24 protein-coding genes are annotated in these 23,990 nt (G+C 67.0%); 13 read left to right on the top strand and 11 right to left on the bottom strand.

Translation table 11 applies throughout. The annotated features are described in order from the left end of the window. Window positions 1–178: 178 nt before the first annotated feature. The 4 genes from ACWDXS_RS29745 to ACWDXS_RS29730 are packed head-to-tail and all read right to left on the bottom strand — an operon-like array spanning window position 179 to window position 4,825. The gene (locus tag ACWDXS_RS29745; protein WP_449970785.1) at window positions 179–1,483 is read right to left on the bottom strand and encodes an AAA domain-containing protein; all 1,305 of its coding nucleotides are present in this window, start codon (window positions 1,481–1,483) and stop codon (window positions 179–181) included. After that, the gene (locus ACWDXS_RS29740) at window positions 1,480–2,961 is read right to left on the bottom strand and encodes a hypothetical protein (RefSeq protein WP_449970783.1); all 1,482 of its coding nucleotides are present in this window, start codon (window positions 2,959–2,961) and stop codon (window positions 1,480–1,482) included. Before ACWDXS_RS29740 ends, ACWDXS_RS29745 begins: the two co-directional genes overlap by 4 nt. After that, window positions 2,958–4,043 (bottom strand): hypothetical protein, encoded by a 1,086-nt coding sequence (locus ACWDXS_RS29735; RefSeq protein ID WP_379312959.1) that lies wholly within the window; start codon window positions 4,041–4,043, stop codon window positions 2,958–2,960. Before ACWDXS_RS29735 ends, ACWDXS_RS29740 begins: the two co-directional genes overlap by 4 nt. Further along, window positions 4,040–4,825: a hypothetical protein gene (locus tag ACWDXS_RS29730; protein WP_387447657.1), complete on the bottom strand. Its 786-nt coding sequence runs from the start codon at window positions 4,823–4,825 to the stop codon at window positions 4,040–4,042. Before ACWDXS_RS29730 ends, ACWDXS_RS29735 begins: the two co-directional genes overlap by 4 nt. Before the next feature lie 137 nt (window positions 4,826–4,962). Between ACWDXS_RS29730 and ACWDXS_RS29725 the strand changes: the two genes are divergently transcribed. Further along, a complete protein-coding gene (locus tag ACWDXS_RS29725; RefSeq protein ID WP_378992469.1) occupies window positions 4,963–6,471 on the top strand; it encodes a leucyl aminopeptidase in 1,509 nt (502 codons plus the stop codon). On the opposite strand, the gene ACWDXS_RS29720 is transcribed toward ACWDXS_RS29725, so the two are convergent. Then, window positions 6,472–6,822, bottom strand: coding sequence for an oxidoreductase (locus tag ACWDXS_RS29720; RefSeq protein WP_378992467.1), 351 nt, complete (start codon window positions 6,820–6,822; stop codon window positions 6,472–6,474). Between the two features lie 232 nt (window positions 6,823–7,054). Here ACWDXS_RS29720 and sucB point away from each other — a divergent pair, with 232 nt between their 5' ends. The 6 genes from sucB to ppnP are packed head-to-tail and all read left to right on the top strand — an operon-like array spanning window position 7,055 to window position 12,394. After that, window positions 7,055–8,818 carry a 2-oxoglutarate dehydrogenase, E2 component, dihydrolipoamide succinyltransferase gene (gene sucB, locus ACWDXS_RS29715; RefSeq protein ID WP_378992465.1) on the top strand — a complete coding sequence of 588 codons (1,764 nt, stop codon included), beginning with the start codon at window positions 7,055–7,057 and terminating at the stop codon, window positions 8,816–8,818. An 11-nt stretch (window positions 8,819–8,829) separates the two neighbouring features. Continuing rightward, window positions 8,830–9,723, top strand: coding sequence for a TIGR01777 family oxidoreductase (locus ACWDXS_RS29710; RefSeq protein WP_449970776.1), 894 nt, complete (start codon window positions 8,830–8,832; stop codon window positions 9,721–9,723). A gap of 4 nt (window positions 9,724–9,727) precedes the next feature. Further along, window positions 9,728–10,231, top strand: a complete 504-nt coding sequence (locus ACWDXS_RS29705) for a GNAT family N-acetyltransferase (protein WP_378992463.1) — start codon at window positions 9,728–9,730, stop codon at window positions 10,229–10,231. A gap of 44 nt (window positions 10,232–10,275) precedes the next feature. Beyond that, window positions 10,276–11,025 (top strand): lipoyl(octanoyl) transferase LipB, encoded by a 750-nt coding sequence (gene lipB, locus ACWDXS_RS29700; RefSeq protein WP_378992462.1) that lies wholly within the window; start codon window positions 10,276–10,278, stop codon window positions 11,023–11,025. Further along, window positions 11,022–12,044, top strand: coding sequence for a lipoyl synthase (lipA, locus tag ACWDXS_RS29695; protein WP_358127197.1), 1,023 nt, complete (start codon window positions 11,022–11,024; stop codon window positions 12,042–12,044). The genes lipB and lipA overlap by 4 nt, the downstream gene beginning before the upstream one ends. A 38-nt stretch (window positions 12,045–12,082) precedes the next feature. Continuing rightward, complete coding sequence (ppnP, locus tag ACWDXS_RS29690) at window positions 12,083–12,394, top strand: pyrimidine/purine nucleoside phosphorylase (RefSeq protein ID WP_378712674.1); 312 nt, start codon at window positions 12,083–12,085, stop codon at window positions 12,392–12,394. Window positions 12,395–12,441: 47 nt separating this feature from the next. Here the strand turns inward: ppnP and ACWDXS_RS29685 are convergent, their stop codons facing one another. The 3 genes from ACWDXS_RS29685 to ACWDXS_RS29675 form a co-directional block, all read right to left on the bottom strand. After that, entirely contained in the window at window positions 12,442–12,975 is a 534-nt protein-coding gene (locus tag ACWDXS_RS29685; RefSeq protein WP_378992460.1) for a hypothetical protein, read from the bottom strand. Window positions 12,976–13,055: 80 nt separating this feature from the next. Further along, window positions 13,056–13,796, bottom strand: coding sequence for a glucose 1-dehydrogenase (locus ACWDXS_RS29680; protein ID WP_449970769.1), 741 nt, complete (start codon window positions 13,794–13,796; stop codon window positions 13,056–13,058). A gap of 33 nt (window positions 13,797–13,829) precedes the next feature. Beyond that, window positions 13,830–14,243 carry a DUF5360 family protein gene (locus tag ACWDXS_RS29675; RefSeq protein ID WP_449970766.1) on the bottom strand — a complete coding sequence of 138 codons (414 nt, stop codon included), beginning with the start codon at window positions 14,241–14,243 and terminating at the stop codon, window positions 13,830–13,832. 60 nt (window positions 14,244–14,303) lie between these two features. On the opposite strand from ACWDXS_RS29675, the gene ACWDXS_RS29670 reads away from it, so the two are divergent. Beyond that, on the top strand, window positions 14,304–14,891 hold the full coding sequence (locus ACWDXS_RS29670; RefSeq protein ID WP_449970763.1) for a TetR/AcrR family transcriptional regulator: 588 nt from the start codon (window positions 14,304–14,306) through the stop codon (window positions 14,889–14,891). Between the two features lie 10 nt (window positions 14,892–14,901). On the opposite strand, the gene ACWDXS_RS29665 is transcribed toward ACWDXS_RS29670, so the two are convergent. Next, complete coding sequence (locus tag ACWDXS_RS29665) at window positions 14,902–15,528, bottom strand: hypothetical protein (RefSeq protein ID WP_379315913.1); 627 nt, start codon at window positions 15,526–15,528, stop codon at window positions 14,902–14,904. A 475-nt stretch (window positions 15,529–16,003) separates the two neighbouring features. Here ACWDXS_RS29665 and ACWDXS_RS29660 point away from each other — a divergent pair, with 475 nt between their 5' ends. Further along, window positions 16,004–17,422, top strand: coding sequence for a WGR domain-containing protein (locus ACWDXS_RS29660; protein ID WP_378992456.1), 1,419 nt, complete (start codon window positions 16,004–16,006; stop codon window positions 17,420–17,422). A gap of 250 nt (window positions 17,423–17,672) precedes the next feature. Here ACWDXS_RS29660 and ACWDXS_RS29655 read toward each other — a convergent pair whose 3' ends face one another. Further along, window positions 17,673–18,386: a TetR/AcrR family transcriptional regulator gene (locus ACWDXS_RS29655; RefSeq protein WP_449970758.1), complete on the bottom strand. Its 714-nt coding sequence runs from the start codon at window positions 18,384–18,386 to the stop codon at window positions 17,673–17,675. 103 nt (window positions 18,387–18,489) lie between these two features. Here ACWDXS_RS29655 and ACWDXS_RS29650 point away from each other — a divergent pair, with 103 nt between their 5' ends. The 4 genes from ACWDXS_RS29650 (at window position 18,490) to ACWDXS_RS29635 (ending at window position 22,374) form a co-directional block, all read left to right on the top strand. Continuing rightward, window positions 18,490–18,705: a hypothetical protein gene (locus ACWDXS_RS29650; protein WP_449970755.1), complete on the top strand. Its 216-nt coding sequence runs from the start codon at window positions 18,490–18,492 to the stop codon at window positions 18,703–18,705. Then, entirely contained in the window at window positions 18,702–20,189 is a 1,488-nt protein-coding gene (locus ACWDXS_RS29645; RefSeq protein ID WP_449970752.1) for a hypothetical protein, read from the top strand. The genes ACWDXS_RS29650 and ACWDXS_RS29645 overlap by 4 nt, the downstream gene beginning before the upstream one ends. An 83-nt stretch (window positions 20,190–20,272) precedes the next feature. Beyond that, window positions 20,273–20,584 (top strand): hypothetical protein, encoded by a 312-nt coding sequence (locus ACWDXS_RS29640; protein ID WP_449970749.1) that lies wholly within the window; start codon window positions 20,273–20,275, stop codon window positions 20,582–20,584. A gap of 5 nt (window positions 20,585–20,589) precedes the next feature. Continuing rightward, window positions 20,590–22,374 carry a M91 family zinc metallopeptidase gene (locus tag ACWDXS_RS29635; protein WP_449970746.1) on the top strand — a complete coding sequence of 595 codons (1,785 nt, stop codon included), beginning with the start codon at window positions 20,590–20,592 and terminating at the stop codon, window positions 22,372–22,374. 818 nt (window positions 22,375–23,192) lie between these two features. On the opposite strand, the gene ACWDXS_RS29630 is transcribed toward ACWDXS_RS29635, so the two are convergent. Then, a complete protein-coding gene (locus ACWDXS_RS29630; protein WP_449970743.1) occupies window positions 23,193–23,897 on the bottom strand; it encodes a 2'-5' RNA ligase family protein in 705 nt (234 codons plus the stop codon). Window positions 23,898–23,990: the final 93 nt, after the last annotated feature.

Here is a 23,990-nt window from a genome sequence, read left to right as displayed (position 1 = left end):
TTTCCGCTCCCCGGAGCGCCCGGGCGCCCCGCTGCGTACCGGTGCCGCCAATGGGCCACCCACCACGCGTGTCTCGCCGTGAGACTAACCGACGGCCCGACCGTGTGCGCGAAGTCGCGAATTGTCGAAAAACACGGTGTATCAGGCTAACTCACAGCATCTGAACGCCAGGTGCGGTTTACAGCGCCGCCGCTCGCACCCGATGGCTCGACAGATGACTCAGCACCGCTTGATTCGCCTCCCAGCCGTCGGGGAACTTCACCGGCACCCCGAGGTGGACCGGGTCCGCGGAGGGGTGGGCGTCGAGGAGTTCGGGGATGCCCGCGCGGCCCACGAGGATGCAGGCGTGGCGGTGCCGGGAGGCCAGCACACACAGCCGGCCCGCCTCCAGGTGGAAGGCGCTGGCGTCGCGGCGGCCCGAGAGCGGGTGCAGCACCAGGGTGACGTCGTATTCGCGACCCTGGAGCCGGTTGGCGGTATCGACAGTGACGGGCTCGGCACAGGTACCGCGCAGGGCGGTGCGGATGGCGTCGGCCTGGTCGCGGTGCGCGGTGCCGATCGCGACCCGCTCGGTGGTCACCGGGCGGCTGCCGGATTCGGAGTGGGCGGTAGCGCCGCGTTCGATCAGCCGGGCCGCGATCGCGGCGAGTGCGGCGACGGCGTCACGGTCGGTGCGCAGGGTGTGCCGGGCAGGCAATTCGTACCAGCCCCATCCGGATTCGGCCGCCTCCTCCAGCACCGCGTCGACCGGCCCACCCAGACCGCGGGTCGTGAAGTCCAGGCGCCGGTCCCCGAATCCGGTGCCGGACTGGAATTCGGTGAAAGGGTAGAACGCCTTCGACACCACCGGTGCGGCGGTGGCGGGCAGCCGCCAGGACACCGGCAGCCGGTGGGTGGGAATGTGATCGTTGTTGGCCAGCATCACGCTGACCGCGCTCATCGTCGGATCCCAGGTGAGACCGGCCCAGCGCGCGGTTTCGACGGTCGCGAACGGGTCGAGCTGTCCCGGGTCGCCGACGAACAGCCCGCGATCGAACCGATTCGCGATGCGCAACAACATGTCCGAGCGCATCTGGTACGCCTCGTCGATGATCGCGTGCGACCAGCTGCCCTCGGTGATGGTGGCCCACTTGGCCGCGGTGCCGATGACGATGGTGCGGTCGGCGAGGTCGCCGGGTTGCTTGGCGACCCGGACATTGCCGTGCCGATCCACCCGATCGCTCACGACGTAGGCCGCGCTGGACAGCCGCCCGATCCGCAGCGCGGGATCGGCGGCGGCCAACCGGTCGATGAGGTCGTCGACCTGCTCGTTGGTCTGGGCGACGATCATCCGCTGGTCGCCGTCCTCGGCGAGCTGGCGAGCCGCGCGCACGACCAGCGTGGACTTGCCCGCCCCCGGTGGGGAGTCGACGACGATCGCGCGATGGCTCTCGTCGCGCAGGTCGGTGAGAATTCCGGCGACGGCCTCATCGGGTGTGGTCACTGGAGTTCGTCCCCTTCCTCGTCGGTCGGCGGGGTCCATTCCGGCGGCGGGCCCCCGTGGGTCCACGGCGTCTCCTCGCGCGCGGGCAGGTTCAGCATCCCGTTGAACGGTGCCGGTTTGAAGCGGGCGAAACCGAGGTCATCGCCTTCCTCCGGAACGCTGCCCTGGTCGGCGACGAGTTTGCGCCCCATTCCGCCGGACAGTTCGAGAACGATCGTGTCACCGTCGATCTCGACGACGAGCCCCGACTGTTTCGGCCGCTCGACACAGGTCAGTTCCTCCCCGGCCACGGCGATGAAGGGGTCGGTGGTGCGAATGTGGATGTGCGGGCGCAGTTTCGGACGCGATCCCGAACGATCGAGGCGCTCCGGCTCACTGTGGGTGACGATGCCGCGGAAAGCCGCTCCGCTGACACGGTGCTCGAGCATGCGCAGCGGATCATCGAAAGCGCACTGCCCCTGCAAGGCTTCCAGCGCCCGTTCCCGCTCCAGCAGTCTGCGCACCGCGGGAACGGCGGAATCGCGGCGGGCCTGCGGAATACCCTCCGCGACATCGGCGGCGAAGCGGGAGAACGCACCGCGATCATCGATCCACCGGTTCTCGACGCTGGCGCCTTCGGGCAGTGCGCTCAACAGCTCGATCGAACGCCACATCAGCTGCCAGGTGGGTTCGAGCTGGCCACGCAGCGAGCGCTCGAGCCGTTCGGCCGCGACAGATCTGGCGGAGTCGTCGAGTGCGGCGTTGTAGGCGGCGATCAGCGGCGCGAGTTCCTCGTTGTCGAATCCGGGATCGGTGGCCGGCCCCGCGGGCGGCGACAGCAGCGGGTCCTCGGCCAAGGCAGCGGCTTCCGCGCCGGTCGACCCGGGCGGCGGATCGATCCAGCCGAGCAGGGCCGCGAGATTGCCGTCTTCGAGGCTGGATTGGCCCGACGCCCAATGCGACGACAGCGCGGTCGTCATCGCGGGCAGCACCGCCGAACCGGGATGTTCGGCGCGATCACCGAACCAGGTGAGCCAGCGCCCGAGCAGCGGAATCGACTCCGGCACCGGGTTGTCCCCATCGATCCGGTGAAATCGCACCGAACGCCCCAGCAGTTTCAGGAAATTCACGCCGCCGGGGTTCGGTGTCCACATCTGGGGCGCGTCGAGACACCGCGTGTAGGTCTCACCCGCCTTGCTGGTGAGCTCCTCGGTTTCGACGAGAAACGTCGAAAGATAGGGCAGCACAACATCAGCCAGTTGCTCGATGAACCGCAACCGCAGCACGCGGTCGCGCGGCTGCGGCACCGTCAGCACGTTCTGGTCGCCGGCCGAGGTGCCGATCATGATCGCCACCGGCGCCGCCGCCTCCCCCGCCAACCGCAACGGCACCGCGACCAGCGGCCGCTCGGCGAGGTGGATGTGGCGCACCGCTGCGGTCGCCTGCGCGCGGCCGGCCCGCACGGCCTCGGCCTTGGCCAGGGCCGCCAGGACGCTCATCCGGCGATCTCCCACCGCAGCCGATGGGCGGTCCGCAGCATGGCCGTGATGTCGGCGTGCTCGGGGCCGGGTTCCAGCGTCCCGTCGGCCAGGCCCAGGACCGTGTGGATGTTCTCGATGCCACCGACCACATCGCACACCCCGCGGCCCAGCGCGTCCACCGAACCGCAGGTGCGGGCCTCGTCGCGGCAGGCGAACGCGAGCTCGCAGCTCGACATGCACTCGGGCGCGTAGCGGGCCGGGATGGCGGCGATCGTCTTCTCGAGGTTCTCCCCCGGCGCGAAGGTGGCCTCGGGTGGCAGCAGGTCGAGCAGGTCGGGAATCGCGGTGAGCCTGGTCAATTGGCGCGAGACCGTGGCGAGTTGCTTGCGCAGATCGACGAGTTCGGCGGTCGGCCGATTCGAGAAGTCCTTCGCGCAGACCAGAATCACATTGTGCGACACGATCTCCGGTGACTCACCGATCTCGGCCATCAGCTCGCGCAAGGCGATCACGTACACCGCGGACTGCCGCGCGGCGGCCGCCACCTGCGCCGGATCGGCCTGCCCGTCGATCACGGGGAAGGCCTTGACCTCCACCACATGGAATTTGCCGTCCAACTGCACGGCCACCACATCGGGTTCCAGATAGGCCGTCGCACCGGCGATATCGAGCCGCAGCATGGGGTGGTCGAAGAGGGTGCCGTCGCCCGCCGCGATCGCGCTCTTCAGCAATTGCCTGGTGCGTTGATACCGCACCGCGTTGCCGGTGTTCTCCCCCACCGAATTCAGATCGTGGTAGGCGACTTCGGGAATCGTGAGTCCGAGTTTGTCACGCAACAGGGCGAGCAGTTCCGCGCAACCGTTCGCCTTCACCATCGCCTCGAAAGCGTTGCCGCGCGTAATGGCGAACTGGGACTGACCGAATTGTGGCGGGAACCCCAGCGATTGGGCGATCACAGTCTTGTCCACCGCGGCCGCGTCGAGCAGGGCGCGGCGGGCACATCCGGGATTGGCCGTCAGCGCGGCGATGGTGCGGGCATTGTGTCTGGTCGCGGGGGCTTCGCCGCGCAACTCGTCCAACTGTGCTGCGAGAGTGCTCATTTCACCTCGATTCGTCGCCGATCGGCTACGCCGAGCCGAACACCGAATAGTTGTGCGGCCGGATCCGCCAGCTGATCCGCCGCCCGACACGCGGCCGAATTGCGCTGCCTCGCGTCCTCGTCCTCGTGCACCGCGAGCTCACGCCGCGCGGCCTCGATCACCTTCGCCGGGTCGAGCGAATCCGGGGCGGTGGAGATGCCAGGAATCGACACGGCGAGCCGCCACAGTACGCGCAAACCCGACGTTTCCCCCGCAGGCTGCGCCGAAAGATGTTCGGCCAAGCGAATAGCCGACACCAGCAGCCCGACCCGGGGACTCAACGGGCCGACCATCCGCCGTTCCAGTGGCCACGAACTCACCGCCATCAGACCGCGCGCGGGGGCCAGCAGATCGGTGGTGAGGGCCGCGCACAGGTAGTACGGGCGGGCATACGGCGCCGACCGGAAGGAACGCTCCTCGTCACGGCGCAGGCTGGTCAGCCGGGCGGGCAGCAGCTCGCCGGAGAAGAACGCGTCATGGGTGGCGAGCACCAATTTCGGCGACGACGGCACCGACAGCAAGGTCAACGCGCGATGCACATGTTCTCGCACCGGCACCCCCGGCGCCTCCGACGCCTCTTCCGGCATCGAACCGAGAACCGCCGCGTCCCAGGCCAACTCGGCCCGGCGCAGTTCGGCGCGCAATTGCCGCGCCCCGGCCCGATCCCCACCGGCGGCCGCCCGTCGCACCTCGGCCCGCAAACCGGAGATGCGCACCTCCAGCTCCTCGGCCGAGTCCGTCACGAGTCGGAGCGTATCCACAGCTACCAGTATTGTCCAGTAATTCCCAGTATTTTCGGGACAGCCGAACCGATGTGCCGCACACCCGTCCACCCGGACTCGTGATGCGAGCACCGATAGCGACCGAATAACCTGGGGCAATGACAGCTGTTGCAGATCGTTCACTCGGACCGGAATTGGCGCGCACCGAAACCATCGCCGCGGACACCGACGTGCTGGTGATCGGGTTGACGTCCTCGGAGAACGGACCGGCCATCGTGCCCGCCGACCTGTTCGGCGACGTGCTCACCGCCGAGGTTCGCGCGGAACTGCTGGACGCTCTCGGCTCGGTCGGCGCCAAGGGCAAGCCCGAGGAACTCACCCGGGTGCCCGCGCCCGCCGCGCTGGCCGACGTCACCAGTGTGCTCGCCGTCGGACTCGGCGCGGCCGACAAGGTCGACGCCGAACAGGTACGCCGCAGCGCCGGTGTGGCCGGGCGCGCGCTCAGCGGCACCGAACTCGTCGCCACCACCCTGTCCGGCATCGATCTCGGCGCGGCGGCCGAAGGGTTCTACCTCGGCGCGTACACCTTCTCGTCGTTCAAGTCCAAGAGCGCACCCAAGCCGGACGAGCGCCCGGTGGTGCGCCTGGAATTGCTGGTACCCGGACCGGAATTCGGCACGCTCGAGCTACTGCGCGCACAACTGGTCGCCGAAGCGATCGCCACCGCACGCGATTTCGTCAACACCCCGCCGAGCGCGCTCTACCCCGCCGAGTTCGCCGAGCGGGCCCGGATCCTCGCCGTCGGGGCCGGCCTCGAGGTCGAGGTGCTCGACGAGAACGCGCTCGCCGCGGCAGGCTACGGCGGCATCATCGGCGTCGGCCAGGGTTCCTCGCGTCCGCCGCGCCTGATCCGGATCACCTACGCGGGCGGCCCGAAGAAGATCGCGCTCGTCGGCAAGGGCATCACCTTCGACACCGGCGGCATCTCGATCAAGCCCGCCGCCAACATGGAGAACATGACCTCCGACATGGCGGGCGCCGCGGCGGTCATCGCCACCGTGCTGCTGGCCGCGCGGCTCGGCCTGCCGGTCACCGTCACCGCGACCGTCCCGATGGCGGAGAACATGCCCTCGGCTACCGCGCAGCGCCCCGGCGACGTGCTCACCCAGTACGGCGGCACCACCGTCGAGGTCATCAACACCGACGCCGAGGGCCGTCTCATCCTGGCCGACGCGATCGTGCGCGCGATCGAGGACGAGCCCGACTACCTGATCGACGTCGCCACCCTCACCGGTGCGCAGATGGTCGCGCTCGGCACCCGCACCCCGGGCGTGATGGGCACCGACGAGTTCCGCGACCGCGTCGCCGCGATCTCGCGCTCGGTCGGCGAGAACGGCTGGGCGATGCCGCTTCCCGCGGAGCTGCGCGCCGACCTCAACTCCAAGGTCGCCGACCTGGCCAATGTCGCGCCGCACCGCTGGGGCGGAATGCTCTCGGCCGCACTGTTCCTCAAGGACTTCGTGCCCGAGGGCGTGCAGTGGGCCCACCTGGACGTCGCGGGTCCGGCCTACAACACGGGCGGCCCGTTCGGCTACATCGGCAAGGGCGGTACCGGCGTCCCGGTGCGCACGCTCATCACCGTGATCGAGGAGATCGGCGCGGAGTAGTCACTCCCCCAACTCGGCTTCGCGAGCCCGCCGCTCCTCGATGCGGCGGCGGGCATCGAAGTCGCGCATGCGTTGCGGGTAGCCGGTGCGGTTCACGTCGTAGACGGGGATCTTCAGCGCGCCGGCCAACCGCCGCGCGCCCTTCTCACCGACGATGCGACGGGTCCACTCACCGTCCGCGGCCACCAGCACTGCTGTGACATCGGTCACAGTCGTTTTGGGTTCGACGAAGGCTTCGACGCCGCGCCGCGTCCGCGCCCAGTCCGCCAAGGCGCTCACTTCCGACGCGGTCTCGCGAGCGCCTGACCTGCTCGCACCGCGCCCACCACGGAAACGATCCAGCAAACCCATCCGGCTCGACCTCCTACATTCCGGCGGAATTCTGCTCACCGCCGTACATTCCATGGTGCCAGCTTCGCCCGGATCGCCGCCCTGCGCTACACCCGCGACGGACGAGTGCAAGGATGGTTGCCGGAACAAGAACCAACGTTTCCCGGGTGCTCCGCCGAGACCGGCGGGGTGGACGAAAGCCGCGACCCGCGACGGATGTCCGCCGGGTACACACTCAGAGGAGTCAGAGGACATGGCCTTCTCCGTCCAGATGCCAGCCCTTGGTGAGAGCGTCACCGAGGGCACGGTGACCAGGTGGCTGAAGCAGGAAGGAGACACGGTCGAGGTCGACGAACCGCTGCTCGAAGTCTCCACCGACAAGGTCGACACCGAGATCCCGTCGCCGACCGCGGGCGTGCTCTCCAAGATCGTCGCCCAGGAAGACGACATCGTCGAGGTCGGCGGTGAGCTCGGCGTGATCAGCGATGCCGGCGAGACCCCCGCCACCGCTCCTGAGCCTGCTGCCGCACCCGCCGCGCCTGAGCCGGCCCCCGAACCCGCGCCCGCGCCCGCCGCGCAGGCACCTGCCGCCGAGGCCCCCGCCCCGGCCGCCGCGCCCGCCGCGTCCGCTGCTTCCGGCACGCCCGTGAAGATGCCCGAACTGGGCGAGTCGGTCACCGAGGGCACTGTGACCCGCTGGCTCAAGGCCGTGGGTGACACCGTCGCCGTCGACGAGCCGCTGCTCGAGGTGTCCACCGACAAGGTCGACACCGAGATCCCGTCGCCGGTCGCGGGCACGCTGCTCGAGATCACGGCGCAGGAAGACGACGTCATCGATGTGGGTGGTCAGCTGGGTGTGATCGGTAGCGGCCAGCCCGCGGCCGCCGCGCCCGCACCGGCTCCCGCCCCGGCACCTGAGCCCGCCCCGGCGGCTGAGCCTGCCCCGGCACCCGCGCCTGCGCCCGCCGCCGCGGCCCCGGCACCCGCGCCGAAGCCCGCTCCTGCACCGGCTCCCAAGCCCGCCCCGGCACCCGCGCCTGCCGCGGCCGCTCCTGCCCCGGCGTCGTCCAACGGCAGCACCCCGTACGTGACCCCGCTGGTCCGCAAGCTGGCCGACGAGAACAACGTCGACCTGTCGACCCTCACCGGTTCCGGTGTCGGCGGCCGCATCCGCAAGCAGGACGTGCTCGCCGCCGCCGAGGCCAAGAAGGCGCCCGCCGCCGCTCCGGCTCCGGCCGCTGCCGCCGCACCCGCGCCCGCGGCCAAGCAGTCCGCCGCCCCGAAGCTGGCCGCCCTCGTCGGCACCACGCAGAAGGCCAGCCGGATCCGCCAGATCACCGCGACCAAGACGCGCGAATCGCTGCAGGCCACCGCGCAGCTGACCCAGGTCCACGAGGCCGATGTCACCAAGATCGCGCATCTGCGCCAGCTCGCCAAGGCCTCGTTCAAGGCGCGCGAGGGCGTCAACCTGACGTACCTGCCGTTCTTCGCGAAGGCCGTCGTCGAGGCGCTCGGTGTGCACCCGAACGTGAACGCGTCCTACAACGAGGACACCAAGGAGATCACCTACCACGCGTCGGTGCACCTGGGGATCGCGGTCGACACCGAGCAGGGTCTGCTCTCGCCGGTCATCCACAACGCCAGCGACCTGTCGCTGGCCGGCTTGGCCCGCGCGATCGCCGACATCGCCAACCGCGCGCGCACCGGTGGACTCAAGCCCGACGAGCTGTCCGGTGGCACCTTCACCATCACCAACATCGGTAGCGAGGGCGCGCTCTTCGACACCCCGATCCTGGTCCCGCCGCAGGCGGCCATGCTGGGCACCGGCGCGATCGTGAAGCGCCCGGTGGTGGTGACCGACGAGGCCGGTGGCGAGTCCATCGGCGTGCGCTCGATGGTGTACCTGCCGCTCACCTACGATCACCGTCTCATCGACGGTGCCGACGCGGGCCGGTTCGTCTCCACCATCAAGCACCGGCTGGAAGATTCGGCGTTCGAGGCCGATCTCGGCCTGTAGTCGAGGAATTCATGAAGGTGGTCATCGCCGGTTCGTCCGGCCTGATCGGGACGGCGCTCGTCGCGGCACTGCGCCGCGACGGGCACCAGGTCTCCCGCCTGGTGCGGCGCACTCCCGCCGCACCGGACGAATTCGCGTGGGATCCCGCGCGCGCCCAGCTCGACGAGCGGGCGTTGCGCGGGGCCGACGCGGTCGTGAACCTGTGCGGTGCCGGCATCGCCGACCGTCGCTGGGACGGCGGCTACAAGCAGTTGCTGCGTGACAGCCGCATCACTCCCACCGATGTCCTGGCCACCGCGGTGGCCGCCACCGGTGTGCCGACGCTGGTCAACGCCAGCGGCTCGCACTACTACGGCGGCGGGACCGCTGACGCGATCGTCGACGAGACTTCGCCCGCCGGAACGGATTTCCTGGCCACCCTGTGCCGGGACTGGGAAGCCGCCACCGAACCGGCCGCCGAAGCGGGCGCGCGCATCGTGCTGCTGCGCAGTGCCGTGGTGCTGGCCCGCAACGGCGGCATGCTCGGCAAGTTGCACCCGCTGTACTGGGCAGGTCTGGGCGGACGCCTCGGCAGCGGCCGCCAGTACCTCCCGTGGATCTCCCTCGACGACGAGGTCGGCGCGATCGTCTTCGCGCTCACTCACCCCGAGCTCTCCGGCCCGATCAATGTGGCCGGTCCCGCCCCCGTCACCAACGCGGAATTCAACCGCGCGTTCGGCCGCGCACTACGCCGGCCGACCCCGTTCATCGTCCCCGGTTTCGCCCTGCAAGCCCTGGTCGGCGAGCTGGCCGACTCGATCCTGCACGGCCCACGCGCCATCCCGGCGGTGCTGGAAGAGGCCGGGTACACCTACCAGCACCCGACCATCGGCGCCGCGCTGGCCGCCGCTGTCGGCAGAGGGTGAGCCGATGCTGATCCGCGACGCCGACAAGGCCGACCTCCCCGCCGTCCTCGCCATCCACAACACCAACATCGCCGAGTCGACGGCGATCTGGGACACCGACGAAGTGGACCTGGACGACCGCCTCACCTGGTTCGCCACCCGTACCGATGCCGCCATGCCGATCCTGATCGCCGAAATCGACGGCGAGGTGGCCGGCTACGCCTCCTACGGCCAGTGGCGTCCCAAGTCCGGCTACCGCTTCACCGTCGAGAACTCGGTCTACGTCGACAGCGGTTTCCAGCGCCGCGGCGTAGCCACCACCCTGCTCACCGAATTGATCGCGCGCGCCATCGATTCCGGTCGCGTGCACGCCATGATCGCCGCCATCGAGTCCACCAACAGCGCGTCGATAGTCCTGCACGAACGCTTCGGTTTCCACACCGTCGGTGAACTCCCCGAGGTCGGCCACAAATTCGGCCGCTGGATGGACCTGACCCTGATGCAGCGCAACTTCCCGGTCGAACCCTGAGACCCTCTTTGGCCGCACCGGACCCCCGGCGTAACGTCAGAACGGTGAACGACACGCGCCCCACCGCGTCCGCTCGATTCGATACGACCCCGATCGTGGTCGAGGATCTCGGACTCATCGACTATCACGCCGCCTGGGAACTGCAACGGCAGACCGCCGATCAGCGCGCCGCAGGCGAAGGTTCCGACCGGCTGTTCGTGCTCGAGCACCCGTCGGTCTACACCGCGGGCCGCCGCACCGAGACCGAGGATCTGCCGATCGACGGCAGCCCGGTGGTGCAGGTCGACCGCGGCGGCAAGATCACCTGGCACGGGCCCGGCCAGCTGGTCGGCTATCCGATCATCCGCCTCGCCGAGCCCGTCGATGTCGTCCACTACGTCCGGCGCCTGGAAGAGGCCCTGATCCAGGTCGTGTCCGGGCTCGGCATCACCTGCGGCCGCATCGACGGCCGCTCCGGGGTGTGGCTGCCCGCCACCGAGCTGCTCGCCGAGCGCAAGATCGCCGCGATCGGGGTGCGCGTGCAGCGCGGTGTCGCCCTGCACGGCATCTCCCTGAACTGCAATTCCGCCCTCGACGGCTTCCAGGCGATAGTGCCCTGCGGCATCAAGGACGCCGGCGTCACCACGCTGACCCGCGAACTCGGCCGCGAAGTCACCGTCGCCGAGCTCAAGCCCCTCGTGTCCGCCGCGATTGTTGCCGCGCTCGACGGTGAAATTCCCGTTCAGCCCCATGACATTGATCGCACCACCGCCCCGGCGAACGCACAGGCCCCGAGCGTAGAGTCGGTCCGGTGACTTCCGTCGACGCCTCTGCCCCCGCCGGACGCAAGCTGCTGCGCATCGAAGCGCGCAACGCGGAGACACCGATCGAGCGCAAACCCAAGTGGATTCGCACCCGCGCCACCATGGGCCCCGAATACACCGAGCTCAAGAGCCTGGTGAAGTCCGAGGGCCTGCACACCGTCTGCGAAGAAGCGGGCTGCCCCAACATCTTCGAATGCTGGGAAGACCGCGAGGCCACCTTCCTCATCGGCGGCGAGCAGTGCACCCGCCGCTGCGATTTCTGCCAGATCGATACCGGCAAGCCCGCCGCCCTCGACCGCGACGAGCCCCGCCGCGTCGCCGAGAGCGTCCAGTCGATGGGCCTGCGCTACTCCACCATCACCGGCGTCGCCCGCGATGACCTCGACGACGGCGGCGCCTGGCTCTACGCCGAGACCGTACGCGCCATCAAGGCGAGCAACCCGGCTACCGGCGTCGAACTCCTCATCCCCGACTTCAACGCCGACCCGGCCCAGCTCGCCGAGGTCTTCTCCTCGCGCCCCGAGGTCCTCGCGCACAACCTGGAAACGGTGCCGCGCATCTTCAAGCGCATCCGCCCCGCCTTCCGCTACGAGCGCTCCCTCGCCGTGATCACCGCCGCCCGCGAGGCGGGTCTGGTCACCAAGTCCAACCTCATCCTCGGCATGGGCGAAACCCCCGAAGAGGTCACCGAGGCGATGCGCGACCTGCACGAAGCGGGCTGCGACATCCTCACCATCACCCAGTACCTGCGTCCGAGCCCCCGCCACCACCCGGTCGACCGCTGGGTGAAGCCGGAGGAATTCGTCGAGCATTCCAAGGTCGCCGAAGAACTCGGCTTCGCCGGTGTGATGGCAGGCCCGCTGGTGCGCTCCTCGTACCGGGCAGGCCGTCTCTACGCCCAGGCGATGGCCCACCACGGCCGCGAGATTCCCGAAGCGATGGCCCACCTCGCCAAGGAAGGCACTGCCTCCCAGGAAGCCAGCTCGGTCCTGGCCCGCTTCGGCAGCTGACCTAGACTAAGGGTCCCCTCACCCCCTCGGAAGGACCCATGTCGAAGTTCGAGAACGTCTCCGTCAATAAGAAGGCCAACGTCTACTTCGATGGCAAGTGCGTCAGCTACAGCCTCGAGTTGCCCGATGGCGCCTCGGTGTCGGTCGGCGTGATCCAGCCGTCGTCGCTCACCTTCTCCACCAACGCTCCGGAGATCATGGAGCTGGTCGCGGGCGAGGCCAACGTGACCTTGGCCGGTACGACCGAGGCCATCACCTACCGTGCGGGCGAGTCGTTCAAGGTCCCCGGCGACAGCTCGTTCGACATCGAGGTCGTCGACACCCTGCACTACGTCTGCTACTACGGCTGACGAACCGGAGCCGGGGCGACCAGATCGGTCGCCCCGGTTCGCCGGGTCTACTTCACCAGGAACTCGTCCTTGTACAGCCGGTTGGGCCGCGGGGCCGTGGCCTCGCTCAATTCCACCTGAAAGTCACTCTCGCGCTTGGTCCTCGGTCGGTAGCTGCCACCGAAGGTGACCATCACCGACCCACCGACGCCGGTCGTCCCGCGAGCCGACGTCGTTTCCCGGCCGGCGTTGAACACCGTCGCCACATCGCGGCCGTCGTTGCCGACCGCGATCTTGCCGTCATGGAAGAACTGCACGAACGTCCCGTTGTCCGCGCCGACGGTGGCAGCCACCGTGTGACCCTTCTCCGGGTCGAGCTCGAACTCCGCGTCACACTGCTGGCGCCGATCCACGGGGCCGGGCTCACCGAGGGTGCGCCCGATGCCGAGCAGCACGGTCTCGCCGAGGGCGTTGTGCCGCACGCGAGCTTCTTCGGTCCACAAATGGGTGGTCGACCAGACCTTCACGCGCCCGTCATCGAAAAGCGACACCCGGTCGTCGGTGCCGTTGCTGATCAGATATTTCGCACTGTTGGGGGCCATACCTTCCATCTTCCTCGCTTTCGCGCGCCGAAATCACCCGTTCGGGCGAGTAGATCGCCCGTAACGCTCTGCGCGCCAGGTCAGAAGCTTTTGTGCGGTACACCGACGGTGAGACCGCCGTCCACTACGAACTCCGCGCCGGTCGAATACGAGGACTCGTCGGAGGCCAGATACGCCACCAGCGCCGACACCTCATCCGGCTCGGCCGCCCGCTCGAGCGGAATCTGCAGGAAGTCCGCCGGGATCCCCTCGGTCATCGGCGTGGAAATCAGGCCCGGATGCACCGAGTTCACCCGAATTCCCTGCGGCGCGAGCTCCAGCGCCGCCGACTTGGTGAGCCCACGCACCGCGAACTTCGTCGCCGTGTACCCGTGCAGACCAGGACTCCCCCGCATCCCCTCGACCGAGGAGATGTTGACGATCGACCCGCCACCGGCTTCCTTCATCGCCGGAACGGCCGCCTGCATCCCGAGAAACGTCCCGGTCAGATTGATATCGATGATCCGCTGCCACTCGTCCAACGCGAAGTCCACCAACAGATTCCCATTGACGATCCCCGCATTGTTCACCAGCACATGCAGCCCACCGAACTCCTCGACCGCGGCAGCCACGATCCCCGCCCACTGCTCCGGCTCACGAACATCGAGATGGCGATAGGCCACCGCGTCCCCGAGTTCCTTTGCCACCGTGGCGCCTTCGTCATCGAGCACGTCCCCGATCACCACCGAGGCCCCCTCGGCGACGAACCGCCGAGCATGCGCCGCCCCCATCCCGCGCGCACCACCACTGATCACCGCAACCTTGCCGGCCAACCGTCCCATATCCGCATTCTCCTTCGTAGAAACCGAACCTCCTCACACCGTAGGAGGACAGCCCACCCGACGGACAGTATTGCTAGAACGCGTTCCAATTTCGCTTCCTGCGCGGACGATCCCGGCGAGCGCCACGACCGGAAACAGAAACAGCCAGAGGTTGGGAATCCACCACATCAGGCTGCACTCGCCCCGAATCACGTAGAAGTTCAGCGCCATCAGCCCTGCGGCGGAGGTCAGCGACAACGACACGATGATCAGCGGGATCGAGTAGGCCGAGCGCCTGCCGAGCGCGAGCCCGGCCAGCCCCAACCCGATCGCCGCGGCGTCGAGTCCGAGAAACGACCAGTTCCACTGCTGGAGAAACTCATCCGACCCGACGCTGATCAGCCCCAGCGCGGTGACGACCCAGTAGGCGAGGAAGCCCAGGTCGGTCACCAACATCACTCGCTTCACCACTCGCAGTTTTTGCATAACCACGGTTACATAATACCGGGTATGTAAACTCTCGTGTCAATGCCGAAAATCGTCGATCACGAAGAGCGTCGCCGCGCGATCAGCGCTGCGGCGTGCCAGGTCATCGCCACCAAAGGCTTGGCGCACACCACCGTCCGCGACATCGCGGCCGAGGCCGGATGCACCACCGGCATGGTCGTGCACTACTTCGCGGACAAACGCGCCGTGCTGCGAGCGGCGCTCGGCGCGGCATCCACCGCTGTCGCGGACCGTGTGACCCGCATGGCCCCCGAGTCCGCCGATCTGTACGAGCTGCTGAGCCAGTGCCTGCCGATGGACCGAACCCGTCGCGTCGAATGGCAGGTGTGGATCGCCTTCTGGGACTGGGCCACCCACGACGCCGAGCTCGCCGGCGAACAGCGAGTTCGTTACCGAGCCTGGCGCGAGGCACTCGAGCTGGTCCTGACCTCCGTCGGCTACCGACCGGGCCCCGATCTCGGCAACGCGGCCGAATCCCTCACGATCCTCATCGACGGCATCGGCATCCAGGCAGTCTTCGACCCTGAACGATTCCCCCCGAAACGTCAGCTGGAACTCCTGCGAAACCAGGCCGAACCGATTCTGGCCGAGCTCGAGATGAAATCCTGACTTCGCGCAATCAGCAGGCGATGTTGGTCGCGCCCGACGACTCGAACGAAATGTGCACGTGGTCATAGTGGTTCTGCGTCGGGCTGCCGCGATCCTCCATGTAGGACCAGCCGTTGCCGTCGTTGTACCGCTGCTGCCAGATCACGTAGGTGACACCGAAGCGCGCCTTGTTGGCCAGCACGAAGTCGGCGATGGTGTTGCCCAGGGCCAGGTTGCCCGTCATCACATCGAGTGCTTGCCCCGCGCCATGGTCACCGTCATAGCGACCGTGCGCACCACCGATGTCGGAGACCCCGAACATCTTCTGCAGCAGGTTACCGACCTGCGCCACATGCGGCAGAGTCCCATTGAACTCCGTCCCGCACAACACCTTCACCTTCAGCGCCGACAACGCCGCCATCTCGTCATCCGCCCGAACGATCGGCCCCGGCTGCGGCGCATCGTGCGTCGGCGCGGCGGCGATCGGGTCGAGCTCGATGGCCGACGTCGACAGCGGTTCGACCGAAGCCACCGCCTCGACCTGCGCACCCGGCCGCATCACCATCATCAACATGCCGGGAACAGTCGCCGCGAGACTGCATACGGCCAGCGGCAGCCGACTCTTGGGAGCCGACGGTTTGCGATGCGAAGCAGTCACGTTGTCTATCACCAGTCATTGTCGAGAGCAGGTCACCGTAAGATTACGAAATGGTCGCGGAAAAGTCACGCCCAGATACGCACCAACAGTTGGACCAGCATCTATCACCCAGCGCGATCCCGCAATCCTTTCGCCGCGTGTCGTTACGAAGACGGCCTGTCGCGATGATCGGCGCAGTGGTTTCCCACCTCTCCGGGACCAACCCGTCAAGGATCGGCATCGCGAGGCCCTCCGCGATCCCGCGTCTGCGTGGAAACCCGTCGATCCCACCATCTGGGAGCCGGATTCTGTAGTCGGGTCGAACTGCCGACGCGCGCTATCAGCTTGTTCGCCGGGCAGCGGTCCAGCGCACTCGGACTGCATCCGTCCACCCCACCGGCTGCCGGACATACCACCTCTGACGAGCACCGCACCGAATGTCGGTGCCCCTTGCTACTTTTCGTGCATTCGATCTCCACGAGCTCAGCGAGGACGCATGACCGCCGAAACCACCTATCTCGAACTGTCCGACGACGCGGGCTCCTCGCACAAGTTCTACGAGGTAGTCGTCACCGGAACGAACGTCAACATCCGCTACGGACGCATCGGCGAGCAAGGTCAGTCCAAAGCGAGCTCCTTCGCCACCGAGGACAAGGCGAAGTCGGCCGCGCAGAAAAAGATCGGTGAGAAGGTTCGCAAGGGCTACGCCCCCGCCGTCATGGGCGCGCGCGAACGCCGCACCGTCACCCGCCGCAGCATCACCAGCCAGCGCTCCACCGCCAAGTCGGCCCCCGTGCTGTGGCGTTTCGATTCCGGCGCCGCCGCCTTCGGCATCTTCGTCGACGAGCAGCGCTGCTGGGTCGGCAACGAGGACGGCGAGGTCTTCACCCTCTCCCCCGCCGGCGTCGTCACCAACAGCTACAGACTGCCCGACGCGGTCAAATGCATCGTCGCCGACGACTTCTGGATCTACGCGGGTTGCGACGACGGCCGCGTCTACGACCTGTCCGGCAAGGTCCCCCGCGCCGCCTACGACGTCTCCGCCGACGACGTCTACTGGCTCGACATCCACGACGGCATCCTCGCCGCCTCCGACTCCGCGGGCGGCCTGACCGTCATCGACCACGAAGAGGAATCCCTCTGGTCCGCGCGCAGCAAGGGCAACTCCGGCTGGATGGTCCGCGTCGACCCCACCGGCGTCTACCACGGCCACAGCGCCGGCGTCACCAAGTACCACCTGGAAACCGGTCGCTCCCAGTGGAATTCGTCCACCCGTGGCGCGGTCCTGTTCGGCTGGCAGGAATCCGACACCGTCTACGCGGGCACCTCCCACAACCAGGTCGAGGAAATCACCAAGCAGGGCACCGCCACCCGCACCTACCAGTGCGACGCCGCCGTCTTCTCCTGCGCCGCCTCCCCCGACGGCCGCTATGTCTTCGCGGGCGACTCCCACTCCTCGGTCTACTGCTTCGACGCCACCGGCACCCGCCTGTGGAAACTCGCCACCGGCTGCGGCTCCGCCTACTCCATGCAGTACCACGACGAAAAGCTCTACCTGGTCACCACCTCCGGCGCCCTGTCCTGCCTAGACGTCAGCGAATCCGCCATCCGCGACGCCGACCAGGGCGTCCTCCCCACCACCCGCTCGGTGAAAGCCCCCGAATTCTCCGCCGTAGCCCCCAGCACCACCCTCGAACTCACCACCGACGTCGGCACCGGCGTCATCGTCGAATGCCTCCAACACGGCGACTCCCTCCGCGTCCACGTCATCTCCCCCGGCTACGACCCCGGCTGGAACGTCCAATTCCCCCGCGACATCCGCCTAGCCGGCGCCCGCTACGTCGTCGACGCGGTCTCAGAATCCGCCCGCGGCGGCTTCTACCGAGTCCGCGGCGACATCCGCCGCCTGGGCTGAGTCCCCCAGCGGCCCAACCCCGACAGGTCACCACCCATCCCATCGCCTAGCCGACGACGATGACCTGGACTCCGATCACCGCATCTGAACGCACGCCCGACGTCGCAGCCTCACCGCCAGCCACGAACGACTACCGTCCGCCAGTCACGAGGTGACGGCTGCGGCCGGCGGCGGGCTGCGTAGTCGGACCGGTCAGCTATAACGCCGAGTGCCGATGCCGCAGGTTGTATCCGGTCTCGTGTCGCGTGTCTCAGGCTTCGTCCGGGCTCAATGCCGCCAGAGTGACGAAGATCGGTACCCCCGGTTCCGCCGTGACCCCCCGCCCGCGCAGAAACGCATCGATCATCCCCCACACCAATTCGTGCACCCTGCTGACGAATTCTGCGGAATCCGGTTTCGCGTCACTCAGCCACAGATCGGTCAGCACGATCATCACACCGACGATCGCCCGCGCCAGATATTCGATTCCCTCGGCATCCAGGGGAATCGAGTCCGCCACCGCCCGAGCCCTTTCCGCGAAGCGACCCGCCACCGCACTGGCGAGGTCGTACTGGCCTGTCGCGCCCTCACGATTCGCACTAGTCTGCGTCAGGAAACGGAAAACATTGGGGTGGGCCAGAATTCCGACGGCATAGTCAGAGAGCGCGCGATCGATAGCGACGTTGGGCGGCTGCAACAGCAGGGTCAGATCGGTTCCCGTCGCGGCGAACGCGGAGTCGGCGAATCGACCACCGATGGCCGCATAGAGGTCACCTTTGTCGGTGAACTGCCGATACAGCCGCGGCTTCGTGATCCCGGCCTCGACCGCGAACGCATCCATACTCGGATGAGGCCCGTCTCGATCAAGCACCCGAATCGCGGCGTCGACGATGACATCCCGGCTCACCGGCGGAGGTCGTCGACTGGCGCGGGTCACGGTCGAGAACGATACACGTACCAGCAGTACGATCGGGTTTTTCCACACAACACAGGTGAACTGCTCTTTACAGAAGGCACCGCGTACCGGCAGTATCGTTGTCCGTACCGGCAGTACGAACTTCCGGACATCGCATCGAAGGAGACGGTCCGTGTCGGATGCCCTGCGCCAACTCACCGCAACACTCGGCGCCCCACCGCCACCCGACTTCGCCGCCCTCACCCCCGACGAGCTGGCCCTCCTCGACAACTACGTCAGCGCCGCCCTCGACCACCGCAAGGCCGCCCTCGACGACGCCCTCGACACCGGCATGCGCCTCATCCCCCGCCTGGCCCGCCCCGCCGTGAAGAAGGTGCTCGGACTATGACCGCGACCCACCACACCACCGTCGAACTAGCCAAACTGACCCGCGTCCTCGACCGCGACCCCGCCGACCTGGCCTTCCTCGCCACCCTCCCACCCGCGGCCCTCCGAGAATTCCGCGACCAGATCACCGATCTCACCGCCCGCCGCGAAGCCCGCCGCATGCAGCGAGTCGGCGCCGCCGCCAAACTGGTCCCCGCCCCCATCGCCGCCAAGATCACCGAAGCCGCCTTCGGCCCCGTCCTCGCCGCCGCACTCGCCGGCTCCGTCGACCCAGCCCGCGCCGTAGCCATCGCCAGCGCCCTCTCCCCCAGTTTCCTAGCCGACGCCACCCTCACCCTCGACCCCCGCCGAGCGGTCGAACTGATCGCCCAGGTCCCCGGCCCGATGGCCGCAGCCGTCGCCAGCGAATTGATCAGCCGCGGCGACTACCTGACGATGGGCAACCTCGCAGGCTCGGTCCCCGACTCGGTCCTGCGCGCAGCCCTCCCCCACGCCTCCGACCTAGACATCCTCCAGGTCGGCTACTACCTCGAGGAAACCTCAGCAGCCGACCGCCTCCTCACCATCGTCACCGACCGAGTCCCCGGCGTCATCCGCGCAACCCACGACGCAGGCGAATGGCCCAAAGCAATCACCCTGCTAGCCCTCCTCGGCCCCACCGAACGCTCAAAACTGGCAGATGTCGTAGCCGCCCAAGACGACGAAGTCATCGACGGCCTAATCGCCGCAGTAGAAGAAGTCGACGCCTGGGACACCCTCCTCCCCGTAGCAGCAGGCATGTCCCCGCAACCCCTACAACGCCTGGCCCAACGCCCAGCCATGCAAAACCCCACCCTCCTCACCAAAATCGCCGACCTAGCCCTGATCCAAAACCTCTGGCTCTCCCTACTCCCCCTCGCCACCCACCTCTCCCCCACCCAACTCCACGTCGTCGCCGCCCGAGTAGCCACCGAACCCGACGACTCCCTCACCACCCTCATAGAGCAAGCCCACGCCGAAAGTCATTGGCCCACCCTCCTCCCAGTAGCCCTCGCCCTCTCCACCCCAGACCGCAAACGCCTCGCCACCCTCCCTGTAATGCACCGCCCCGCCTACCTCACCGCCGCCATCGAAGCCACCGCCACCCACAACCTCTGGCCCGAAGCCCTCCCCCTCCTCAACGACCTCCCCGCCACCACCCACGACACCCTCGCGACCACCATAAACACCCTCACCGACAACCAATTCCGCGCCGCGATCCAAGCCGCCCCCGCAGCCGATTGCACCACCACCCTGATACAAATCCTTCTCCGCCAAGACTTCTCCGCTCGATCCCGCTCCCTTGTTCTCCTCAGCGAATCCGACAACGTGGAAGCGCTCGTCACGACGATCATCACGCAAGATCCCGACATCTGGCGAGGCTTGTCCGACATCCGCACAGAGATCCCAGAACACCTCCGCAACCTGCTCGAGACGCAGGCGACTCGAACCGGACCGGTCCATTGACCGGTCGACCGACCAGGCTGCGAAGTACCCTGCGTGGTTGACCACCCCCCGCTCCCTCACTAACCTGCCAGTGAGGGGGAAGTATGAGTGACACCGGCAATCTGAATCTACCTATCGCTGAACTGGTTTCGGCTATCCAACGAATCAACGCCGAGACCGAGATCGTTAGGTACGACTGGACCTCGCTCGCTGCCGAGATGCAGGGAGCGACAGAAGGTTGGGGCGGTGACTCGGCAGCTGCTGCTACCTCCCTCGGCACCGCATTGGATGCGGTCGGATCTGCGGTATTGGCCGCGCTGGACGGATGCGCCGACGCTGTCACAAAAAGTATCGCGTCATTCGGCGCAGTCGACGGCGCCGCGGCGGCGGCGCTCACAAACCAGACGGGGATCTGATCACCGTGAAGTGGTCCGACGTGACCTCATGGGATTCTGAGAAGCTGGCCACAGCGGCCAGAGCGATTACACGACGCTGCACGTCGGTGCGCGACTTCGAGGACTACATCGAACGTGCCTCCGCGCTCACCGGCTGGACCGGCGCCACCAAGGATGCCGCGCAGCAGAGCCTGGTGAAGTCGAAGACTGAACTCGGCCGGATCGCGACGATTATCGAACCGCTCACACAGGTAGCGATCGGCCGCGCCGACACCATGGACCAGCTTCGAACGCGGGCCCGTGATCTCGAAAGCTGGGCGGCGACAGAAGGGTTCGAGATCGCCGCCGATGGTTCGGTAAACGACAGCTGGCAGCTTGATGGACGAGATGCGGCCCTGACTGACGCCGAGCGCGCCCGACGTACGACAGTGCGAGCAGAGATTGTCACCTCGGTGGCAGCCATCGTCTCCGACGCGACTTCGGGCGACCAAGCCACCGCCGCTGCTCTTCGGGCCGCAGCCACAGAATTGGGTGGCGGGCTGGATCCCGCTGGGCAACCCGATGTCATCACGACCGGCAACTCTGTGGTGATCAAAACAGGGGACGGCGACGACAAAGTCGACGTCCACGAAGACCCCGCAACCCATGCCGTGACCGTGACTGTGAACGGTAAGGAACATAAATTCGAAGGCGAGCAAGCACGGAACATCACGATTTTCACCGAAGGCGGTAATGACACAATCTCCGTCGACCATGGAACTCAGGTCGGGTTGAAACTCGAAGGCGGCGCGGGAAACGACAAGATACAGGGCGGCGGCGGTAAGGACTACATCAACGGAGCATCTGGCGATGACATTCTCGGTGGCGGCACAGGTGACGATGTCATCTACGCCGGGGACGGCAACGACACCGTCTTCGGCGGCGACGGCAACGACTATCTCGAAGGCTCAGCCGGCGACGACAGCATCTTCGGCGGCTTCGGGAACGACACGGTGTCCGGCGGGGTAGGCAACGACCGGCTGCAGTCGGGCAACGGTGATGACAAGGTCTATACCGGCGAGGGCACCGATTCAGTTGGCAACGACGGGGGCAACGACACCGTCTACGCGCAGGTTGGCGAAGACACCGTGTCCGCGGCAAGCCCAAATGGCAGCAACAACGTCGTGAATGTTGTGCTCACCGACATTCCCGACAATGTCACCGTCACCGGGACACCTGAATTCCAGGAGCGCGTGCGGGCTGACTTGGAGTTCATGCGTTCGTCACCGACGGGGCAACAGATGCTGGCTGGGCTCGGGGAAACCCCGCACAATGTCACAATCATCGAGGGCGCGGTCGGAACGGACTCCGCGAGAGCATCGGTTCCCGCGGCAGCGGACCTGGGCGCTGATGGCAAACCCGGCGCCGGCACATCATCGACGATCACCTACAACCCCCGCGGCACAACGTTTTCCGAGGCCTCCCCCGCCTACGCAGGCGCGGCCTACGATCATCACCCACCGATTACGACGCTCTACCACGAAGCCGCACACGCCTACGACGAAACCCACGGTACGATGCGGCCCGTTTCCGATGTCTATACCGGCACCGACCCAGTGGACAGTAAATACCCGAACGATTACTCGCCCACCGGAACAGGTATGTTCGAGCGCGAACGCGTTGCCGTCGGTCTGACCATCGACCACGACAACAACCCCAGCACACCGGAACAGCTCGCCGACGAGAACGAACACCCCTCCGCACTGACAGAGAACGCGCTGCGTGCCGAGCTGGGAATCGCGCCGCGAGACCACTACGCACCAGGGAAATGATCGAGCTGACACGATGAACCTGGGTAGATTTCTCCTGGCCACATCGATACTCGCCATCACCGGATGCACCAGCGGGCAGGACGAATCGGTGTCCCGATTCGTCGCGATTACGAGTACCTCGCCGCAGCCGCCGGCCAACCCGACAACGGAGAATCAAGACCAGTGGTGTGAACCCATGCCGGCGCAATGGGATGAACGACTGGGAATGACCGTCGATTTCGAGAAAACCCCGACGACGCTGACTATCCACTACACAGCCACAAACAACCGCACCAGTCCCGTATACGCGATCAATCGCATCCAACAAGACACAGATTCGGACTTGCCTCGTGATCGGCATTTCCTTGTTCCCCGTTCCGACGGCGTGATCGAGATCAGTCAGCGAAAATTCATCTACCGATCACCGAACTGCATCGTGCCGAGGTCAATGCCCTTGCCACACCCGCTCGCAACCCGGATAGAACCGGGCTCCGCGCTCAGCGGCACCGTCAACGTTTCGCTGCCACTCCGAGTGCAACACCCAGAAGGGCCGTCGGCGACTGAATACCTACCCCCACTGACCGGTCCTCCGTACTCGGTATCGTTCTGCCTGGGATTCTCGTCAACCGCAGCACCCGACCCCGTGGACGTCGATGGACAAGCCTTATACGGCGGCCTCGCGCCGGGCCCGGAGACCGTAGCGTGCAGTACTCCCGTCCAGATGCCTTGAGTGCGAGTTATCCGGAACGGCTCGAGCGCAGTGCCGCGAACGGTTCGAACTGCTGGTCCCAGCGTTGATAACAAGGAGCTCGACGATGGCTCGGCGGCGGCCCGCGCCGCTAACCGCCGAGAGCAAGGACCGCGCGGGTGTCCCAACGGTAGGTTCGGTCTTCTCGTCTGAGAACAACCAATTCGACGTGGTTCACCCGCACATTCACGGCCTCGGCCCCGCGCAACTCTGCGATGGAGTCGAAAACCTCAGCAGCAGTACGGTCAATGTTGTTGTAAGCGATACCCAGATGCGGCCGGAATCGTGCAGCACTCGGAGCGCTCACGGCGCTCCGCAACACTTCCCCGGTACAGGTCGACAACAGCTGATGCAGATCGAGGAGCGGGTCCCACGGTGCGACGGAGAATCTGATCGCGCTGCGCGAGCCACTCAGCGGACCTACGGTTAGATCGAACGGCGTCACATTCGAAAGATGTTCACGCGCAACGGAGATCAGCTCATCAATCTCCCCGACGGCGACATCGTCCGTGGAGCCTATCCCCATCATGGTGATGTGCAAGGCATCCAGTGGAACTGGATCGACCCCGCCGATCGCCAGGGCCTGCTGGTATTCGGCAGCGCGTTCGATCAGATCGGCGTCATCGAAGGTCAGATACCAGTAGTAGCCCGTGCGCCCCGGTGACCACTGTTTCACGGTCCAGTGGTCACGAAGGACGTCGATTTCAGAGAAAGCACTCCAGTCGTTTCGCGCGATGGCTTCCGGGTCCGATGTCGAGTCCGGCAGCCATCGCGGGAACGGGCTGTTCGATGTCATGACCGGTTGCTCAACCTTTCCCGTTGACGTGCTTGTAAGCGAGTTTACGGACCACCGGCTGGACGCAGCACCGAGGTGCTGAACACCTTAGCC

It is taken from the genome of Nocardia sp. NPDC003183, from assembly GCF_053590715.1.
This window is presented reverse-complemented; position numbering and strand designations above follow the sequence as displayed.

Excerpts from the sequence above, each read along its gene's own strand:
- ACWDXS_RS29645 (WP_449970752.1), top strand. The coding sequence starts at position 18,702 with ATGACCGCGACCCACCACACCACCGTCGAACTAGCCAAACTGACCCGC.
- ACWDXS_RS29680 (WP_449970769.1), bottom strand. The coding sequence starts at position 13,796 with ATGGGACGGTTGGCCGGCAAGGTTGCGGTGATCAGTGGTGGTGCGCGC.
- ACWDXS_RS29670 (WP_449970763.1), top strand. The coding sequence starts at position 14,304 with ATGCCGAAAATCGTCGATCACGAAGAGCGTCGCCGCGCGATCAGCGCT.
- ACWDXS_RS29630 (WP_449970743.1), bottom strand. The coding sequence starts at position 23,897 with ATGACATCGAACAGCCCGTTCCCGCGATGGCTGCCGGACTCGACATCG.
- ACWDXS_RS29720 (WP_378992467.1), bottom strand. The coding sequence starts at position 6,822 with ATGGGTTTGCTGGATCGTTTCCGTGGTGGGCGCGGTGCGAGCAGGTCA.
- ACWDXS_RS29725 (WP_378992469.1), top strand. The coding sequence starts at position 4,963 with ATGACAGCTGTTGCAGATCGTTCACTCGGACCGGAATTGGCGCGCACC.
- ACWDXS_RS29660 (WP_378992456.1), top strand. The coding sequence starts at position 16,004 with ATGACCGCCGAAACCACCTATCTCGAACTGTCCGACGACGCGGGCTCC.
- ACWDXS_RS29710 (WP_449970776.1), top strand. The coding sequence starts at position 8,830 with ATGAAGGTGGTCATCGCCGGTTCGTCCGGCCTGATCGGGACGGCGCTC.
- ACWDXS_RS29705 (WP_378992463.1), top strand. The coding sequence starts at position 9,728 with ATGCTGATCCGCGACGCCGACAAGGCCGACCTCCCCGCCGTCCTCGCC.
- ACWDXS_RS29640 (WP_449970749.1), top strand. The coding sequence starts at position 20,273 with ATGAGTGACACCGGCAATCTGAATCTACCTATCGCTGAACTGGTTTCG.
- ACWDXS_RS29735 (WP_379312959.1), bottom strand. The coding sequence starts at position 4,043 with ATGAGCACTCTCGCAGCACAGTTGGACGAGTTGCGCGGCGAAGCCCCC.
- ppnP (WP_378712674.1), top strand. The coding sequence starts at position 12,083 with ATGTCGAAGTTCGAGAACGTCTCCGTCAATAAGAAGGCCAACGTCTAC.
- ACWDXS_RS29740 (WP_449970783.1), bottom strand. The coding sequence starts at position 2,961 with ATGAGCGTCCTGGCGGCCCTGGCCAAGGCCGAGGCCGTGCGGGCCGGC.
- sucB (WP_378992465.1), top strand. The coding sequence starts at position 7,055 with ATGGCCTTCTCCGTCCAGATGCCAGCCCTTGGTGAGAGCGTCACCGAG.
- ACWDXS_RS29685 (WP_378992460.1), bottom strand. The coding sequence starts at position 12,975 with ATGGCCCCCAACAGTGCGAAATATCTGATCAGCAACGGCACCGACGAC.